This window comes from Saccharospirillum sp. ABV4_185, from assembly GCF_056159245.1.
Genome location: NZ_JBSWUW010000001.1, coordinates 3,388,615 through 3,406,368 on the forward strand (window position 1 = coordinate 3,388,615; position 17,754 = coordinate 3,406,368).

Below are 17,754 nucleotides of genomic sequence, written 5' to 3' on the forward strand. Positions count from 1 at the left end.
TCCCGTTATCTTGTCTTATGAAGCTGACAGTACTGATCCAAAGACCCATCCTGAGCCATGGCTTCATAGGCTTCCAATTCACTGGCGGTGTCCACTTCTAACCAACCGTTATCCACCAGACAAGCCTGCACGGGCCAGCCCAGATCAATCAGGTGTTGGACGAAGCTGGTCATATACATATTGTCGAGATCTTTACCGTCGTAAAGTGCCTTGGGATCCAGCGCATCAAAGGCAGCCATCATGCGCTCAACATAATCGGCACGGATGCGGAACAAACCCATATACTGGGCCTGAACCTCATCATAGGATTTTGGCTTTTTACCCAGCGATATCACTCGCTGCTGGTTATCCATAATAAAGGTTTCGGCATCATCCAGCGGTTCGTCCATACGCAACTTCCACAGACGCTGCCATTGCTGGTCGGCCGCCAACGCAACCGGCGCATCGCAATCCAACACCGCCTGCAAAACGCGGGGCTCATATACGATGTCGCCATAACTGATCAACAAATCCTCGCCTGGCACCATGGCATGGCGAGCGCAAAACAACGTCTGCACCATGTTGGTTTCGGCATAACGCGGGTTGATGACCACTTCAGCATTGCGGCCGTCCAGGCGATCACTCAAATAGCCGCCAACCAAGGTAATGCCTTGCTGCACACCACAAGCCTCCATTACATCCAATTGATGATGCAACAGCGGCTGGCCGGCCAAACTGACCATGCACTTGGGTTTGTCATTGGTATAGGGCCGCAGGCGAGTACCCTGACCCGCCGCTAAGATGATGGTTCTCATAATGATTTCCCAAACAGATGACGCAAGACGGCGAGGTCTTGCGGAATATAAGGTGATGCCTCGCGCTCTGGGTGCCACAGCAACCCGACCCAAGGCAAGCGGGTATGATAGAAAGCCTCGATGCTTCTGTCTTCTGCATAAGCAGCGGGCTGACTTGCGGTATTTAGTTCGTTGGAACCAATGGCCCAGGCGTGAAAGCTGTTAACTTCTTTCAGGCCCGCCAACGGCGCCAGGGTTTCGCTGAGCTCAATGGCGTGACGGCAGGCGACGTGCCCATCCACGGCAGACACCGCACCGCCTAAAAAGACGTTCATCATCTGCGCACCGCGGCAAACCGCCAGCACCGGCAAATGGTGTTGCTGAGCGTACACCAGCAAGCCATGTTCGGTGGCATCGCGTTCTGGCGCCGGATTAGACGCATCCGGCAAATGCGCCAGGTCGTTGCCACCGGTCAACACCACACCCTCGGGTTGCAATTGATCCAACCAGTCGGCCAGGGTTTCAGGGACGTTTGGCACGGGCATGACAACGGCACCCACTTGCGCCAACAAAGAGTGCCAGGCTTGATCTAAGGCATCGCGGCGCTCACCGTAGGCAGCGACCACCTCAACTCTTTGGCTAATGGCCAGACGCATCAACGAATCACCTGCACACGCTGATTACCCGCATCCAGCTCCAGTACCTGGGCAAGGCTCCAGCTCGCATAACGGGATTCACCAACACCAATGGCCGCCGGTAAACCAAATTCTGCCGCTCGTATAGCCATGTGCGAATTGGCGCCCCCATAGAGTGTAATCAGGCCAGCAATACCACGACCGAATAACCAATCGTAACCAGGGTCAGCCTGCGGGATCAGCGCAATCTTACCTTCCAGGTCGATATTGTCATCGCCCTTCAGTTGCGCCAAGTCGATACAATCAGCGACTGCCCGACCTGAGCCGACAAAGTTTGGCTGATTTGAACTGTATTCAAACTGCGTAAAGTCCAAGGTTCGGCATAACAAAGGAGGAAGCTCAACACGCTGCGCAACAGCAACGGACGCTCGGCCTTCCTCTGCCGCCGCCTTCAGCCAGCGTTTTGTATCATAAGCATCGGGTTGATTGGCCAAAATTCGAAAAACGGACAGTGGGATCAGGGCCAGCTGTTCACGCTCAACTTCATACTCAGCACCATAGGCCACCAGCGCATCCAGAGCAGCCGACAAGTGACGGGTGAATACGAACTTGGCGTATTCCCTGCCTTCAATAGACTGCCGTAAAAAGTCTTCAATCTGCGGTCCCGTTGTCTCAATACCGTGCGCCACCAAAGCAGCAACAAAGCCCTCTCTTTCCGCTACCCAGGTCGATGGCGTTGCAGTCTCTGAAGGCGCAGGATGTAGACGTGCCTGCTCAACAGTGGGCGCCAGATAATGCTCCGGGTCTTCGGCATAGCTCTTAGAGGTGATGTCGTAAGTTCCGGGACGTAGATGCCCGTAGTCGGCGACAAAACTCGCCCAGCTCTTCGAGCCGGCGGCAACTTCCGCAGCGTCACCCGCGAAACGATGCGAGACTGTTTCAATGGACTGCATGAATTCGTTGTACGCCTGTTCGGACAGTACACCTTCTGACTTAGCTGAACGCAGCAGTGTCATGGCCACAAAAGCACTGCGAGCAAGGTGTGCAAAGACCAAGGTGCCATGACGGTGCGCCTCTTCCAGTAACACCCAGGCACGCTGCAAAGGTGGCATGGTCGCGGAAGCTATTTGCTCAAAGCGTTGTTCCAGTTTGCGCACGGAAGCCCAGTCCGCATCAGTGCGTGCTAACGCATGCTGCGTAACCTGACGCAGGCCTTGCTCCAACTGCGCAATGTCATCATTACTGAAGCCGCCTGAGCCCGATAACCGCTGGCGCCAGTGCTCAAAATCGAGGCTGTAACAGGTCGGGACGACGTCAAACTCAACTTTGTCGTGCAAGTGCGGGTGCTGTTCCAGCCAGGACTGATAGAAGTCGACCAAGCGGCCGGCCAATTCATCATTCAGTTGTGCCGGCACTAAAGAGTTAAAGCTGGCGCGGACATCGACATAGGGATGGCCGGCGAATTCATGCAGCAATGGCTGTGGCCGAACATCACGATAGCCATACTCGGCGCGCTGCGTCGCCCAGACATCGTCCATAATGAGATAACGGTATAAGGAAGTCGCCAAGGCACCAGGACGCGTACCGATGATCTCCGCCGGGTTCCAATCCGGCATCACACCAAACAAAGCACGTTTCCCGGCTATAAATGGGCCGGGACGTTGAGCCGCTTCAAACTGTTCGCGCGCTGTTGCTAATGCCGCAGCGACGGCCGACTCGTCATAATCGTCATGCTGCACCGCTATCGGTCGTACCTGAAGAATATGAACCTGCCCGGTTTCGCTAATGGCAAACTCAATGTCCAGCGAATCGAAATCGAGCAGTTGTTCAATTTCCATCAGCGCCGGCATCAAACCGCGCAATGGACCCGCCAAAGCATCAATATCTGGCGCTTCACCCCGGTAGACCAGCGTCGTTTTATGCTCCGCACTGGCACCGCTGGTAATAGACTCGGTACTGCGGGTAACATCGTCGTAGTTAATGACGTAATAAGGTGCGCCCTGCGCCAAGGTTCGCGTGAAAGCCACGCCGCTTGCCATCACGCCCTGGACCATGGGCTGGACCAATACCTGGTTAGCCGGGTTGGCATCAGGATATGAATTCACCACCTGTACAACAGCAGTGGCTACCGCCGACCGAGAAGCACCGTCAACATTCAAAACGCTGTCGTAGGCGCCGGCGTTAGCCGAGGCGAAACCATCCTCAGACAAAGCGCTGCTACGCACCACCAACTTCTGGCCAGCAAAAGATTGCTCAATTTCAGCCAGTAATTCGTCGGCGCTGTCTTGCCACTGAGCCACTGTAAAACTGATCTGATCTTCAATACGGCTTCTTTTAACCAGGCGCTGCAACCGATGTAAGGTCTGTGCTTTAGTGCCGAGGATAAAGTGAGTCAGGTCTTCCGGGACATTGAGCTCTGCCCAGTCACCTTCAACATCAACAGCATTAATCGTAAAGCCGCGAATTCGCATGAACTCGAGCAACTGGGGCAAATTACCGGAACGAATAGCAACTGGAAGATCACTGCCCTGATCGGCCAAAAACTGAGCAGCCGCAGGCGTAAAACGAACCAGGCCAGCAAACTCTGCATCGGCCAGCTCTGCCAAAATGTCGCGCCCCAAGCGGGTAACGGTGTTTTGATGAAGATTGATTTTCTCACAGCGTTCAAGATCGTTTTCAGAACGGTTCTCAAACCGCCGGCGCCAGTGAGAGTCGACCAGTACGACAATGTCACCCTGAGCCACCATCAATGCTTTGACGGCACTTTCGCGATACAACACATCGGCATAGGAGATCAGATAATCACGTGAGTCAGTCAGGTCAGCGCACATTAACGAAGACGCAGCACCAGCCGTTTCCCAATCTGGACTGTCCAGGTAACTCAGCCCAGGATACTGAGCCACAATCTGCTCTTTTTGATACCCGGCGATAAAGGTCACGTCAGGATTGACCGGCGCGGTAGCCCGCAAAAGCCAATCCAGCACCCTGCTATGCCCGGTAGCGCTGCGCAAAACACTGTGCGTTTCACCCTGAAAAGGCTTACCTGCACCCAGAATGTAGAGGGAACACCGACTCAAGCTCACAACTCCTGTGAAAAGAAACGCCCTTTATGTAGGCAAACAACTTTAAGCTATGAAAGCCGGGCAGTTTAGGGAAGGAGCGGCATTGGCGCAACGCGATCCAGTCCAAGAGCCTAGGCACTGGATATCAGGAGACAAAGGCAACTTCCCTGTTCTCCTACTTACTGATCCATGGCGGACCGCAATCACAACAATTGGCATCGAGCTTTACCCTAGGCACAGAAAACCGCAAAATTGCGGATCTATGGAACAGAAGACCCACTCTCAGAAACAATAATGCAGGCAAGGATTCATGGTTTCAGAGCACAATAAACGCCATTCCCGCTGGTACGAAAAAGTAGCATTTAGTGTGTTTTTTCAACTAATTGCTGGCTGGCTGGTGGTCGTATACCTGCCTACAATCGCACTCTGGGACAGCTATCTTTGGGATCATCTAAGCACAACACAACGCAACTCACTTCTCGGTGTCAGTGCTGTTTTTGTATTCAGCGTCATCACGCTTCGTAAAATTTTTCGCTACCCCGGCACCATTACAGCTTCCTACATTCTGCCAACGCTACTGAGCTTTTATGCCCTGCTGTTTTTCATTCTGATTATCGGACGGGTGGAATACGCTCGCTCATTATTATTGACCAGCGGAACACTATTGTTAGCCCTCTGTTTCCTAGGGCAACGTTTAGCGAATAAACATGCCCGGCCTAAACTGGCGGTTGTGCCTTTTGGTAAGGCTAAAAACCTGCCAGAACTAACCAACGCAGATTTTCACGAACTCACTGACACATCACTCGGCAACACACGCTATAACGGAGTCGTGGCCGACCTCCGCTCTGAACTACCTGCTGAGTGGCAGCAATTCCTTGCCCAATGCACTCTGGCACGCATTCCCGTATACCACTACAAACAAATCATGGAGTCGCTGACCGGTCGCGTAAAGCTAGATCACCTATCTGAAAATCAGTATGGCATGCTGACGCCAAGCCCTTACTATGAAGGCATTAAGCGTATAATTGATTTAGCAGCAACCATTCTCACCGCCCCCATTGTAATTCCAATTGTTGTAATTACTGCCATTGCAATCCGAATTGAATCAACAGGCCCCGCTTTGTTTTCACAAGAACGCGTAGGCCAAGGAGGAAAAACGTTTCGGATTTATAAACTGCGCAGCATGGTGAAGGATTCTGAGAAAGACGGTGCTCAATTTGCTCAGGAAGGCGACATGCGTGTTACACGGATCGGAGCCATCATCCGAAAATTACGCATTGATGAATTGCCGCAGTTTTGGAATATTTTAAAAGGCGATATGAGTCTTATTGGCCCTAGGCCAGAACAACAAGCTTTCGTAACGGAGTTTGAAAAAAGCATTCCTTTCTATTCGTATCGTCATGTTGTCAAACCAGGTATCACCGGCTGGGCACAGGTTCGACACGGCTATGCAGCAAATGCCGATGATACGCAGGAAAAAATCGAACATGATTTTTATTATATTAAGAACTACTCATTATGGATTGATATTCAAATTACAGTCGATACCATCCGAACCATTATTACAGGGTTTGGAGCCCGATAGACTTATATGGTGTGCTTAACCAAATTTTGCGTTGCGAGAAATCGAAGAATACCTTAAGTGAATTTTTGCGCCAACCTATCATATTCGTTTATCACTTTTTTTTCATCAAACTTAGCCTCAGCCATTTCACGAGATTTCACTCTCATGCTGGACTTTTCTTTCTCATCAAGAAAAAAAACTTTCCGCATAGCCGAAATTAAAGAAACGACGTCCTCAGGCGGAACCAAATAACCATTTTCACCGTCAATAACCACCTCCCGACAACCTGGCATGTCAGTTGTAATAATAATTTTCCCACAGCTAATCGCTTCTAACAGAATTCTTGGGGTGCCTTCTGGATAATAACTTGGCAAAACGACACAGTCACAACTAGCCAATAATGACGGCATATTATCCACATGCCCCAAGTATTGAATAACACCGTCATCATTCAACAGGCTAAGCTCTTCAGGGGACAGTGACCTGCGAGTGGAGTCGGTTGACCCGGCGAGTAAATACTCGCAATCTAGATCGTCTTTAGAGAGGGCTCTGCAAGAATCAATATACTCTTGAACCCCTTTTGGGCGAATCATTCTGGAAGCCATCAAAAACTTAAAAGACTCCCCTGCCCCTCTTATTGTAGGGAGGAACGCCTCTATATCAACGCCAGAGCCTGGCAAGATACTTGACCTGCTTGGGCTTACCCAGCCTTCATCTATAAAAGCTTTCTGATCATCTGGGTTCTGGAAGAACACATGTACTGCAGTACTGTAAAAATAACGACAAAAGACACGGTAGATCCAGCCTGTCAGCCCACCCATAGCAGATGCTACCCCCACTCCGGAAACATTAGGTACACAGGGAGTATTGGTAATTTTACAAACAATCAAACTATATAAATTTGTCTTAGGATTAAATGAAAAAACCAAGCCTGGCTTTATCTTCTTTATCCTGAAGTAGAGCGATATAAGAGATCGAATTTCTTTAACAGGATTGGTACTGGTTGCATCCAAATAGAATGGAGATACTGGAAGGGCCGTCAATAATTCCTTACCACTGCTAGGACAAACAGCATACACATCATATTTTTTTTTAAAATGCCGTATTGTATTAATTCGAAAGTTACTTATATACCACTCACTATTTGCAACAAATGCCAGCTTCATCAGAACTCTCACAGCCTAATTTACAATGTTTCAAAATATTATCGAACGAACTTCCGAAACCGATCCTTTAGAGGCCAACCTCAACCCATTCGTTGAGGCAAAAAATATTTCTATAGCTAATATAGCGAACATAAACATCACAATATGCTTAAGAGTCCTATCTAGAGAAAATGGAAACGGAAACTTACTTCTCAATCATGACCCAACTTCTTTTATAATTTTTAACAACCGAGGGCCTTGTATTTCTAAAGAGTAACTTTTCCTAGATATCGAAAAACCAGCCATTCCCATATTATGACGATACTCTTCATCCTGACTTAATATTAACTTTAGATACTTTTCCCACTCACCAAGACTATTAGCTAGAAAGCCGTTTTCGCCAGTACAGACCAATGCTTTATTAACACCAATTGGCGAAGCAATCACGGGAACACCACAAGCCATATACTGAATCAATTTATAGCCGCATTTGCCTCGCTCCCACGGGGAGTCAGTCAAGGGCATAATTCCAACATCAAAAGCCTGTATGGATGCAACCTCAGTTTCCGCGCTCCAGGGCCACACCTCAACTGGAGTTCCTTCGAAATCTTCTTCATTTGCTCCTACTGCGACAAAACGAACACCATTGTTCTGCTGGATAGCCGTAAACACAGGAATCAAGGCTTGCAAATATTTACTAGTTTTAGGGGTGCCTATCCAACCAACGATAAGTTCTCCACTATTCACTTTAGGTTTTGGGTAGTAATGCTTCACATCCACTACAGTTGGAATGATTTCTACTCGCTTTGCACCCGCATGGGAGGCTCGATCAGCCAGATACTGGTTCCCAGCGATGACAACAGTTGAAAGACGCATCACCATATCAATTTTGCCACCGAGTAACCAACGCACCAAAGGATTGGAGTGGCAGTCGTAACGATGGAACAGTGCGTCGTCATAATCCACAATTATAAAAACACGCAAGAAATGTAAAATACGTTCTGCAAGCGCTGGCATAAAAGGGAAAAGCTCTTTTTCGATAATAACCACATCATAACTGCGGGCACCGAATAAAACTTTTAATCGCTGGCCAAACCCTTTTATCACTTCGCGCCACGTCGAACCACCACTGTATAACGCCCTCAGATAAACGTCGGACAACAATGGAGAAACTGTGACCTGTAATCCCTGAGACTGAAAATAAGGCATATATTGCAAAAAGCGTACGCGGGAACTGGCACCGAGAACACCATAACGGGAGAGAAGCAGTACTTTCATGGGTTATGCCGCCCTTCTCCGCGAAGAATGTACCCCAAACTACCCCAAAGCATGAAAAAGGCAGCCCATGTATGGCGCAAGCCAGAAAAGTCACCTCGCGCCAAGCACCAAACCGAACGGGTGAATGGTTCTACAGTGTTCGTCACTAGTAAAAGCACCCACCCCTGCCACCGAGGAAAATGCTTGAACCCGTATAATAAGCGACTACGAAGAGAATAAAATAACCGACGGGTTTTGACCTGTCTGGATGTACCGCCCCCGGCATGAAAAGCACGTGCCTCAGATAAATACCAAGCGCACCAACCAAGCATTCTGCAGCGATTAGCTAAATCTACCTCCTCAAAGTACATAAAAAAACGCTCATCAAAACCACCACAGGCACTAAATGCTGATCTGCGGATCAAAAAGAAGGCACCGATAACCTGATCGACTTTTTGGTCGTTATTATGCTCCCAATCCACCATGCGCATGCCCAGACCCTTAAAACGAGCCAACTTATCTAAACCAAGAGCTAAAAAAATAAGACGGCCCAATGTTGGAAACCTTGCACAGGTGCGACTCACTTGACCTAGTTCATCAACCATTTGTATACCGCAAATACCTACGTCGCTGTGCTCTGGCCGCTCCATGAATTCTAGTGGCACCGAAAACGAGTTTGTCTCGACTCGGGTATCAGGATTTAAAAACAATAGATAAGGCGCTTCGGTCAAAGCTGCCCCCTTATTACAAGCAGCAGCAAATCCTAAGTTCACGTTTGCGTGGATTACCTCAACACTTGGGATATTTTCAACCAAATGCGCGGAACCATCAGTTGATCCATTATCAATCACAATAATTTTTGAAACAACATTGTTGGAATATTTAAGTACGGCGTCTATGCACTCTTTGAGCTGGGAACCAGAGTTCCAATTTACAGTAACAATATCAATCATTCTTAGTCCGTTGAGTAAGCTGGGCGTTTATTAAAGCTACTGGCAAAAATATCACCCATAGATAATCAAACTTTGCGAGGTAGGGGTTAGTGGCATTTATAATAAGAAATATACATAATGCTGAGACTATAGGTACAGCGAGCTTAGCAAACTCGACATTTTTATGAGATAGTTCAACTCCTTTTAAAATCACCCAAATTACAGCAGATAAATAAACCAAAAAACCAAAAATACCCACGTTCATCAAAAGGGCCAAGTACGACAATTCATAGGACCAAGGCATTTCATGAGAACGTAGTACATCAACGGTACTACCCATCCCACGCCCAGCCAATGGGGCCTCTGAAAATGCTTCCCACAGTGAAATGGCTTGGAGAAAGCGAGCACCACTAGAGGCCTCTTGGCCTTGAAACGCAGCGACAAAATTCACTACCATTGCAACTAGGTCCAAGCCTACTAACATAGTGACACCCGCTATAGCCAAAATTGCAAGAAAAGAGGACTTCAAAACTAATAGCAAGAATGGGACTGGCTTTAGTCGACACGAAGATAGTTGTAATAATGGTAGTACAATAAATGGTGATACCAATATCGCGAGCCAAAAAGCGCGACGCCCCGACCCCAAAACAGCCAGCACGATAGCAAATAACAGCAAATAAATACCAATCTTCTGGAAACCACGAAGTTCATGACGCCGCACCAGAATTAGGCAGAGGACAAAGGGGAAACCATATATCACAGTGGCAAGTCCATGAGTTCGGAACTCAATGAAACCGCCATGCGCACCAAATGCAGCCCCCTGGAACTGCAAATGCGGATAAATAATAGCGCCATAGCCAAGCAGGCCTGCCGACATAACAGTAAGCGCCATAAGAGTAGCCAAAGTTATTCCTATTAATAAAGCAGCCTCTATTGATTTAATGGTTCTCGGATCATGAGCCAAACCGATAAATAATAAATATAGCACAGGCCATATCAAATAAACCGATGTCACTCTTAGAGCTCCAGGGGCTGAATTAATGCCTCCCCAAAACACACCGAATAACCCTACCGCTGTTGTTGCGAACCAAAGAAGGAGGATATCCCGATGAATGCGCCATTTTTTCAGCGCTATAACTCCAGAAATACCTGTGAGTAGTATAAGAAATACTCCACGAGAGGTTTGAAATGCGGTCGGGAAAAGCAGCATCAAAACAAAAAAAGACTGCAGGAGAAAGATCCATAATTTCGACCATAGGCTTTGTTTTTCACCATTATAAAAAACGTTATCCAAACTTAAGGCTCCAAGACCTTATAGGTCAAAATTAGTCAACCAAAACATAAAATTGAACCACTAATATATGCTCAATGTACCACATCAAGGCTTTAGCATTAACGGGCTTAGCGGGGATACCGTCAACTATTATTATCGTAGCCCCATAAGATTTTTAGTAATTCGAATCATATATGGAAAGCGCGCAGACAAATAGAATCTGATAGGAAGGAGCGATATTGAACAAAAACCATACAAAATAGCAGTTTTTAAAGAAAGTCGGCCTGCCAATTTTAAACCCTTCGACCTCGGAATAAAGGCCCACTTACTTCCAAACTCTTCTGAGTACTTATCCGCAATGTCGAAATATCCGGATTTTTCACGTTCAGAAACTCGATCTCGACCATTTGTTCGGTTTACAGCGTAATCAAACCGCCTTATTTTATACCCATCTTTCACCTTCAGCGCTCGGATGAATAGATCCCAGTCCTCGAGAGAAGAAAGCTTTTCATCGAAACCACCAATTTTTTCAAAAAAGCTCTTCTTCATTAATACACCGATATCAATGTTGTTCTCATATTTAATCTGCTCTAGCCTAATCACCCCAAAGTTTTGACCTGGGATTGACTGAATCTCTGAAAACCCTCCCACTTCAGCGAATCGACCAGATGAAATAAATGCATATTTATCTACTGAGCTCTCATAAAACTCAACAAGTGCACGCAACCGACCAAACATAAAACAATCATCATCATCCAGAAAGGTGACCATATCTCCTAAAGCATTCATAACTCCAAAATTCCTAGCCTGCGAAGGTCCATGGCTACCACTGTTACGTATAACCCTTATTCTAGGGTCAAAATTTAAGACACTTGACAAATCAGCTGAAAGATCTGTTTTATTATCATCAACAACAATGATTTCAAAATAGTCATAATCTTGATATACAACTGACGACACCGCACGAACAACGCTACTTCGACTATTACAAGTCGGAATAATAACACTAACCTTAGGGTGTAAATTCATTCTAAAATACCGGAAATGATTTTATCAACTCTTCTCTACTATATATGTATTTTTTTACTGAAGCGTATTTTTCAATATTAGAAACCAGATCCTTGAGCTTACCCTCTTCTGAACAAAGGAAGCAGCTCTCTCCTGAATTATCTGTTGTTGAATAGTAATCACGAAATTTGAAATTTCCGCCAGTAATCTTATCTGAAAAAACGGCCCATTTATTAGGTATCTTATAAGAGTCTGCCAAAATTAAACCATGTAAAGATGATGAAACTATATACTCGCACCTTACCAATTGATCAACAAATGGCTCTGGCTGTTGCCGAACATCAATTACTACAAGATCATCCATGCCTTCGAACAAATCCAGACCTATATCAACATAATGCGGAATAACACCAACTCTGTATTGTTTCTTGTATTTCGGCTGGTAGTGAGCAGGCATGAGGAGGCCCGGATCTCCAAGTGGCAAATTAAAATCTTCTATTACGGAATTTTCGATAAGAATATTTTTAGTCAAATGCCCTCGTACAGCCTTCACCGAAAGACAACTTGTCTTATTTTTATATTTTGGGCTATCCGAAATTATACCCGTCCCCCAGATAACGCTATTTTTGTTTGCCATATGAAACATGCTGCCTAATGCAACCACATGCTTTATTGACCTAGATTTCACCTGATAAGTTTTTTTCCCTGAAAACTTACTTATGATATACGGATTTATCAAGTCGCCAACATTGTCAACATTGTCAAAATAAAACACCGGATATCGCTTTAAAAAATTAACAACAATGAAATCAACAGGAATAAATATTATTTTTTTTATTTTACCAAACAACCTGCTAAGCATAAAAGCAATCTCCAAATCTTCGAGATGTACGGAAGGACGTCGAATTACTCTCTCTCAACTCTTGGCCTAGAAAAAAAATTACCAACAAGCAGAGAGAGTTTTTGTTTTAAGCTAAATGCATGATGATAAATGATAAATAGCAATTCTTTCGAAGTGTACTTAAGTCCCAAGCTTTTCTTTAGATTAACACCCCTTACCCATTCATCTTCTAGGACCCATCTGCACAGTTGATCTATTTTTCTAGAATCAATTAAGTTGCATTCGTCTGCAACATTTATGTCGCAAGTATATTGTCGATATATCTCATCTTTTTTCATTTCTTGAAGAGACTCGGGACTGCTAATATTCCGCTCATGTACTCGGTACCGCACTGATTTTTTGGAAGAAAGTACATTATCCCCCAAAATCAAAGAGCGAACCAACAAAGGAGTATCTTCAGTCGGGCACCCGTCATTAAAATTGCCGAATTTCTCAAATACACTTTTTTTAATTGCGCGTGTAGCGCCAAAGGTTACGTGGTTCCATTTCAACAAGTCTTCAATCGACTGCGTGCTGTCTTTCGAAATCTCAGGGGCAACCATCAATTCCCCAATGATTTTACCCTGCTGATTTATCGTATCAGCTGAAAGAAGCACAGCACTTGCCGCTGGATTAGCTTCAAGACAGGCAACGGAAACTGCTGCTCGATCAGCGAGAGAAATATCATCACCAGCTGCCAACAACAAAATGTCCCCTCGCGCCACGGAAAATACGGCATTTACATGGCTTCCTACCCCTAAATTGCTTTTATTCCGTCGCAGTCGCACTTCGTGGGGCCCAGTGTAGGCAGCAGCTAACTCCTGCATCAATTCGAATGTTCGGTCACTGGAGCAGTCGTCAGACAAAATAATTTCAAGCGGCTCATAGGTCTGGGAAAATGCCCCCTCAATGGCCTCCCGTATATAGTTTTCCTGGTTATAAGCAAACAAGGCGAAGGTAACGAGTGGGCGGTTGGTACTTGTGTCAGTCATGTGTCACTCCGAATAGGCCAGCCGAGCACGGCATAGGCGTGCGCCAGTGGGGCAGCAATACGGCCGGTCGGGCCGATCTTTGTGAGAACAATACGCAGGCCCAGCAGTCCTGTTATCAGTGCCAGCACAGGCGAAGCAATAATAGCGGCGATCGGAGCCTGTAGCGCCAGAACCAACAGGCCAATGGAAAGACTCACATGCAGACTCAACAAGCCGAGCGACAGTGCCTGCCAACGGAAAGCGTGGATGCGACGAGCCAGGATGTTCACGGTTAAAAAATAAGCCACGTAGCCCAGCAGAAACGCTACGGCGGTAACGATCAACCCGTAGGTTGGCAGCAATAGCCAGATCAGCGCGAGAAATACAATGTTGAAGCTAAGTTCCATGAAGAGGTAAGTCTTTGCTCGAGCGCCAGCAACGATGGAAAAGCTAAGTGCCCAACTCGCCAACTTGAAAACATTACCTACCGACTGCCACTGCAGAAGAGTAGCGGCAGGTTCGAATCCAGATGAATATAGCAAAGTAATCACCCAGGATGCCCAACCAATCAGCAGCAATAAAACCGGCCCCCCGATCGCCAAGCTTAACTGCGCCTGATCATTCATCAGGCGAATAGCTGCAACGCGGTCGTGAATAACTTCTGTCAGACGTGGGAAATAATCGGCACCCATGGCCCCCAGCAGGAAACCCACATAAGTCATAGTGATACCCCAGGAAGCTGAAAACTGCCCGGCTGCATCCAAACCAAGTTCTTGTGTAATGCGTCCACGGACCAGCAATAGTGCTCCCGCAGTCGCCAATCCCCCCAGCATAAATGCTGAACCTAGCCTCGCCATGGGTTTCCATATCTCCCAGGTCTCGACGATGCTGAGGCGCGGGGCGGAAGGTTTTGAGAGGCGACGAGTAAAGTAAAGCGCTGCGGCCAAACCCATCAGCGGCTGCGCTAACACGAACCAGACTAGCCCCGTCTGCCCATAAACCCAGACCGCGAAAAGACCAACTACCGTGCCACCCAGAGCACCCAGCACTGTTACCTTCCCGAGGTCTCCTATGCGGCGTAGCCCCTGAAGCAAAGCTGTTTGTGCGCCCATCATCAAGGTCAGCAAAATGGCGATGCCGAGAAAAGCGATCTCAAGGGAATAGGACGAATCCCCCAGTAGCCAGACCGATATCTTCGCGCGCAACAGCCAGATACCCAGCATCGCTAGCACACCTTGAAAAAGGTGCGCGACCAGCAGAACACGCCGCACCCGGCTGAGCGCCTGCTCATCGCCCTTTGCGTTGGCAATCTGGCGGACCCCGCTGGATCCCATACCAAGCCCTGCGGCTTTACTCATCATGGTCTGCAGGTTGTTATAAATGCCGAGCAGGCCCACACCACTCGGCCCCAGAAGAATCGCGAGCACCTTCATGCGGAGGATCGATAAAAAGATGTTCGCAACCTGGGCAGAGCCGATCACCAGCATCGAGCGAATAAGGCCGCGTGAATTGGAAGATACCGGAGAACTCATGCTACTCGCCTTGCACGCTTACAGGAGATCAGTCTCGCTACGCTCGGGAGTAGCTCAGCAAAGTAGCTGCCAAATAGATTACGCATTAGCAGGATACTCCAATAAAATTCCCTGACCAGTCAGGCCAACACTCACCATCGAAGACATGCTCTAACAACTTGTTCGCAATCTTCCGATGACAATGTTGACCCAATCGGTAGACTCAACACAGCGTTATGAATGTGTTCTGTCAACGGGTAATTAACTGCCGCCCATGCGCTGTAGGCTTTCTGCTGGTGCGGCGGCACCGGATAATGAATCAATGTCTGAACGCCCCCCTCTGCTAAATGCTTTTGTAACTCATCCCGATGGTCTACGCGAACAACAAACAAGTGCCAAACGTGGCTTTCTCGATTGCCCACTGACGGTAACTGAATGTTCGAGTTATTAATGTGTTCGAGGTAAAATTCAGCCACTTCCCGCCGGCTTTGGATTTCTTCATCCAGGTGACGCAGCTTTACTCTGAGCATAGCGGCTTGAATCTCGTCCAGACGGCTGTTGACCCCCTGATACAAATTCTCATACTTCTTGTGGCTTCCGTAATTACCCAACGCCCGAATGGTTTTGGCTAGGACTTCATCATTGGTGGTTACGGCACCCGCATCCCCCAGAGCACCCAGGTTTTTGCCTGGGTAGAAGCTAAACCCAGCCGCATGGCCCCAACTGCCGGCTTTACGGCCATCGATGCTTGCTCCATGTGACTGAGCGGCATCTTCCAGAACCAGCAGTCCGTGTTTATCTGCCAGCTGCATCAGTTCTGGCATCGGGGATATCTGTCCATAAAGGTGCACCGCTAAAATAGCTTTGGTGTCCAGGGTTATGGCTGCGGCGGTTTTTTTGGGGCACAGGTTAAAGGTGGCTTCGTCTGGCTCTACCAATATTGGTTTCAATCGGTTTTCGGTAATGGCCAAGATGCTGGCGATGTAGGTGTTGGCTGGCACAATCACTTCATCACCCTCTTTCAACCTGCCCATTTCTTTCCAAGCTCTAAGGGTGAGGGTAAGCGCATCCAGGCCGTTGGCGACACCAACACAGTGTTGGCTGCCACAGTATTCGGCGAACTCTTGTTCGAAGGCTTTTACTTCGGCACCTTGGATGTACCAGCCGGAGTCAATTACTCGGGTGGCGGCGGATATTAGTTCGTCTCTATATTGGGAGTTGATGGCTTTCAGGTCCAGAAAACTGATCACTAACTTTTCCCCATAATTTGGGCCTGCTCGATCCAGGCCTGTACAATGTCTTGCGGATATCCCCGGTGAAAACGATGCCTCCAGGGATAGGCTTTTTCTTTTGGATTACTGGGCATACGTAACATGCGAACATCGCAAACAGACTTGGCCGGGTTGCCAGTGGCCAGTTTCCACTCTGGAACATCAACCTTCACAATAGAACCTGCCGCCACCACCGCATTACTCGATATTGTCACCCCGGGGAAAATCAAAACTTTGGAGGCCACCACACAATAGTCTTCTATGACCGGGCCGTTCAGCGTTTCGCTCGGGGGCATGGGATCATTTGTCAGCAGTACCTCAGGGAACAACCATACAAATGAACCGATCTTTGATTGCTTGCCAACATGCACATCCGCATGCAACTTGGCGTGCGAGCCTATATGGCAGTCGCCCTGCACGTCGGTCCTCGAGCCCAACTGTACTCCCTCCGCAATATTTGAGTTTTCTCTTATACAAACATGGTGCCCGGTGTAAAGCCCAGCTCCGATTTTTGAACCTGCGTAGATTACAGAGTGACTTCTAATAACAGAGTTTTCTCCGATTTCAAGTTGCCCTGCATTCGCAAGCGGCGTTGGCAAGCCCAATTCACAGTAGGCACCAATTTTGGTGTTTCGCTTTACCCATACGTTTTCGTGAACGATAGAATAAGGACCAATCTCTACACCTTCATCAATCTGCGCGGAAGAAGATACCAATGCGGTCATATGAATCATCAGGCGGTGTTTCCTGCGTCGATTGTCAGTATAGTACCGGTAATGGCGGCAGCTTCGTCAGACAGCAAGTATCTGACTGTTGACGCAACCTCTGATGTTCTAGCCAGACGCTTTAATGCTGACCGCCTACGTATCTGATCAAGCTGAGCTTCGTTAATACCGGCAGACATGTTCGTTTCCATGTACCCGGGCGCAACCGAATTGACGGTGATATTTACCTTACCCAACTCCCGGGAAAGGCTTTTGGTAAACCCGTTCAGCGCGGCTTTGCTTGCTGCATATACCGATAACCCGTTAAAGCCTGTGGAGGCAATAATTGAGGATATGTTAACGATACGACCGATGCGGTTGCGTAACATTGATCGTGAAATATATTTAGTCAGCAGGAGTGTTGCGGTAACGTTAACTGCTATTACTTCCTCTATCTGCGATTCATGCATGGTACCCAACACTCCATCGTGGGCAATCGCAGCATTATTAATCAATGCATAGGGAGCTCCGTGCTTCTCTACAAAGCTTTTTGACCACGAGTGAAGTGCCTTCCTATCCGAAAGATCGAGCATTTCATAGGCAATATTAGTGTTTTTCTCCATCAACTCTGTCAGCTCGGGCGTACAAGAGCGAGCAGCGGCAACAACCGAATAACCAGCTTGCATTAGGCTTTCCACTATCACGAAACCGAGGCCCCGGCTACCGCCAGTTACGAGAACGACTCTTTGCTCTAGGTTATCCATATTT

General features: G+C 47.6%; 15 protein-coding genes. 1 reads left to right on the forward strand and 14 read right to left on the reverse strand.

Annotation, left to right across the window (positions count from 1 at the left end):
• Nucleotides 1–5 precede the first annotated feature (5 nt).
• The 3 genes from ACXAE6_RS16120 to ACXAE6_RS16130 are packed head-to-tail and all read right to left on the reverse strand — an operon-like array spanning nt 6 to nt 4,485.
• On the reverse strand, nt 6–794 hold the full coding sequence (locus tag ACXAE6_RS16120) for a phosphocholine cytidylyltransferase family protein (RefSeq protein WP_475150927.1): 789 nt from the start codon (nt 792–794) through the stop codon (nt 6–8).
• A complete protein-coding gene (locus ACXAE6_RS16125) occupies nt 791–1,429 on the reverse strand; it encodes a gamma-glutamyl-gamma-aminobutyrate hydrolase family protein (RefSeq protein WP_475150929.1) in 639 nt (212 codons plus the stop codon). Before ACXAE6_RS16125 ends, ACXAE6_RS16120 begins: the two co-directional genes overlap by 4 nt.
• Nucleotides 1,429–4,485: a PEP/pyruvate-binding domain-containing protein gene (locus ACXAE6_RS16130; protein WP_475150933.1), complete on the reverse strand. Its 3,057-nt coding sequence runs from the start codon at nt 4,483–4,485 to the stop codon at nt 1,429–1,431. The genes ACXAE6_RS16125 and ACXAE6_RS16130 overlap by 1 nt, the downstream gene beginning before the upstream one ends.
• A gap of 295 nt (nt 4,486–4,780) precedes the next feature.
• On the opposite strand from ACXAE6_RS16130, the gene ACXAE6_RS16135 reads away from it, so the two are divergent.
• A complete protein-coding gene (locus tag ACXAE6_RS16135) occupies nt 4,781–6,055 on the forward strand; it encodes a sugar transferase (RefSeq protein WP_475150935.1) in 1,275 nt (424 codons plus the stop codon).
• Nucleotides 6,056–6,108: 53 nt separating this feature from the next.
• Here the strand turns inward: ACXAE6_RS16135 and ACXAE6_RS16140 are convergent, their stop codons facing one another.
• The 11 genes from ACXAE6_RS16140 to ACXAE6_RS16190 form a co-directional block, all read right to left on the reverse strand.
• Entirely contained in the window at nt 6,109–7,200 is a 1,092-nt protein-coding gene (locus ACXAE6_RS16140; protein ID WP_475150937.1) for a glycosyltransferase family 4 protein, read from the reverse strand.
• 195 nt (nt 7,201–7,395) lie between these two features.
• Nucleotides 7,396–8,457, reverse strand: coding sequence for a glycosyltransferase family 4 protein (locus tag ACXAE6_RS16145; RefSeq protein ID WP_475150939.1), 1,062 nt, complete (start codon nt 8,455–8,457; stop codon nt 7,396–7,398).
• Nucleotides 8,454–9,389: a glycosyltransferase family 2 protein gene (locus ACXAE6_RS16150; protein ID WP_475150941.1), complete on the reverse strand. Its 936-nt coding sequence runs from the start codon at nt 9,387–9,389 to the stop codon at nt 8,454–8,456. The genes ACXAE6_RS16145 and ACXAE6_RS16150 overlap by 4 nt, the downstream gene beginning before the upstream one ends.
• Entirely contained in the window at nt 9,382–10,662 is a 1,281-nt protein-coding gene (locus tag ACXAE6_RS16155; RefSeq protein WP_475150943.1) for an O-antigen ligase family protein, read from the reverse strand. The genes ACXAE6_RS16150 and ACXAE6_RS16155 overlap by 8 nt, the downstream gene beginning before the upstream one ends.
• 132 nt (nt 10,663–10,794) lie before the next feature.
• Entirely contained in the window at nt 10,795–11,670 is an 876-nt protein-coding gene (locus ACXAE6_RS16160; RefSeq protein ID WP_475150945.1) for a glycosyltransferase family 2 protein, read from the reverse strand.
• 1 nt (nt 11,671) lies between these two features.
• Nucleotides 11,672–12,511 carry a polysaccharide pyruvyl transferase family protein gene (locus ACXAE6_RS16165; RefSeq protein ID WP_475150947.1) on the reverse strand — a complete coding sequence of 280 codons (840 nt, stop codon included), beginning with the start codon at nt 12,509–12,511 and terminating at the stop codon, nt 11,672–11,674.
• Between the two features lie 44 nt (nt 12,512–12,555).
• Nucleotides 12,556–13,521 carry a glycosyltransferase family 2 protein gene (locus ACXAE6_RS16170; RefSeq protein WP_475150950.1) on the reverse strand — a complete coding sequence of 322 codons (966 nt, stop codon included), beginning with the start codon at nt 13,519–13,521 and terminating at the stop codon, nt 12,556–12,558.
• A complete protein-coding gene (locus tag ACXAE6_RS16175; protein WP_475150953.1) occupies nt 13,518–15,032 on the reverse strand; it encodes an O-antigen translocase in 1,515 nt (504 codons plus the stop codon). Before ACXAE6_RS16175 ends, ACXAE6_RS16170 begins: the two co-directional genes overlap by 4 nt.
• A 131-nt stretch (nt 15,033–15,163) precedes the next feature.
• Complete coding sequence (locus ACXAE6_RS16180; RefSeq protein WP_475150955.1) at nt 15,164–16,261, reverse strand: DegT/DnrJ/EryC1/StrS family aminotransferase; 1,098 nt, start codon at nt 16,259–16,261, stop codon at nt 15,164–15,166.
• Nucleotides 16,261–17,016, reverse strand: a complete 756-nt coding sequence (locus ACXAE6_RS16185; RefSeq protein WP_475150957.1) for an acyltransferase — start codon at nt 17,014–17,016, stop codon at nt 16,261–16,263. Before ACXAE6_RS16185 ends, ACXAE6_RS16180 begins: the two co-directional genes overlap by 1 nt.
• Nucleotides 17,016–17,750 (reverse strand): SDR family NAD(P)-dependent oxidoreductase, encoded by a 735-nt coding sequence (locus ACXAE6_RS16190; protein ID WP_475150961.1) that lies wholly within the window; start codon nt 17,748–17,750, stop codon nt 17,016–17,018. The genes ACXAE6_RS16185 and ACXAE6_RS16190 overlap by 1 nt, the downstream gene beginning before the upstream one ends.
• Nucleotides 17,751–17,754: the final 4 nt, after the last annotated feature.

Bases quoted from the DNA above. Each gene is read 5' to 3' on its own strand.
- ACXAE6_RS16120 (WP_475150927.1), bottom strand. From the start codon at position 794: ATGAGAACCATCATCTTAGCGGCGGGTCAGGGTACTCGCCTGCGGCCC.
- ACXAE6_RS16125 (WP_475150929.1), bottom strand. From the start codon at position 1,429: ATGCGTCTGGCCATTAGCCAAAGAGTTGAGGTGGTCGCTGCCTACGGT.
- ACXAE6_RS16135 (WP_475150935.1), top strand. From the start codon at position 4,781: ATGGTTTCAGAGCACAATAAACGCCATTCCCGCTGGTACGAAAAAGTA.
- ACXAE6_RS16140 (WP_475150937.1), bottom strand. From the start codon at position 7,200: ATGAAGCTGGCATTTGTTGCAAATAGTGAGTGGTATATAAGTAACTTT.
- ACXAE6_RS16145 (WP_475150939.1), bottom strand. From the start codon at position 8,457: ATGAAAGTACTGCTTCTCTCCCGTTATGGTGTTCTCGGTGCCAGTTCC.
- ACXAE6_RS16150 (WP_475150941.1), bottom strand. From the start codon at position 9,389: ATGATTGATATTGTTACTGTAAATTGGAACTCTGGTTCCCAGCTCAAA.
- ACXAE6_RS16160 (WP_475150945.1), bottom strand. From the start codon at position 11,670: ATGAATTTACACCCTAAGGTTAGTGTTATTATTCCGACTTGTAATAGT.
- ACXAE6_RS16165 (WP_475150947.1), bottom strand. From the start codon at position 12,511: ATGCTTAGCAGGTTGTTTGGTAAAATAAAAAAAATAATATTTATTCCT.
- ACXAE6_RS16170 (WP_475150950.1), bottom strand. From the start codon at position 13,521: ATGACTGACACAAGTACCAACCGCCCACTCGTTACCTTCGCCTTGTTT.
- ACXAE6_RS16175 (WP_475150953.1), bottom strand. From the start codon at position 15,032: ATGAGTTCTCCGGTATCTTCCAATTCACGCGGCCTTATTCGCTCGATG.
- ACXAE6_RS16185 (WP_475150957.1), bottom strand. From the start codon at position 17,016: ATGATTCATATGACCGCATTGGTATCTTCTTCCGCGCAGATTGATGAA.
- ACXAE6_RS16190 (WP_475150961.1), bottom strand. From the start codon at position 17,750: ATGGATAACCTAGAGCAAAGAGTCGTTCTCGTAACTGGCGGTAGCCGG.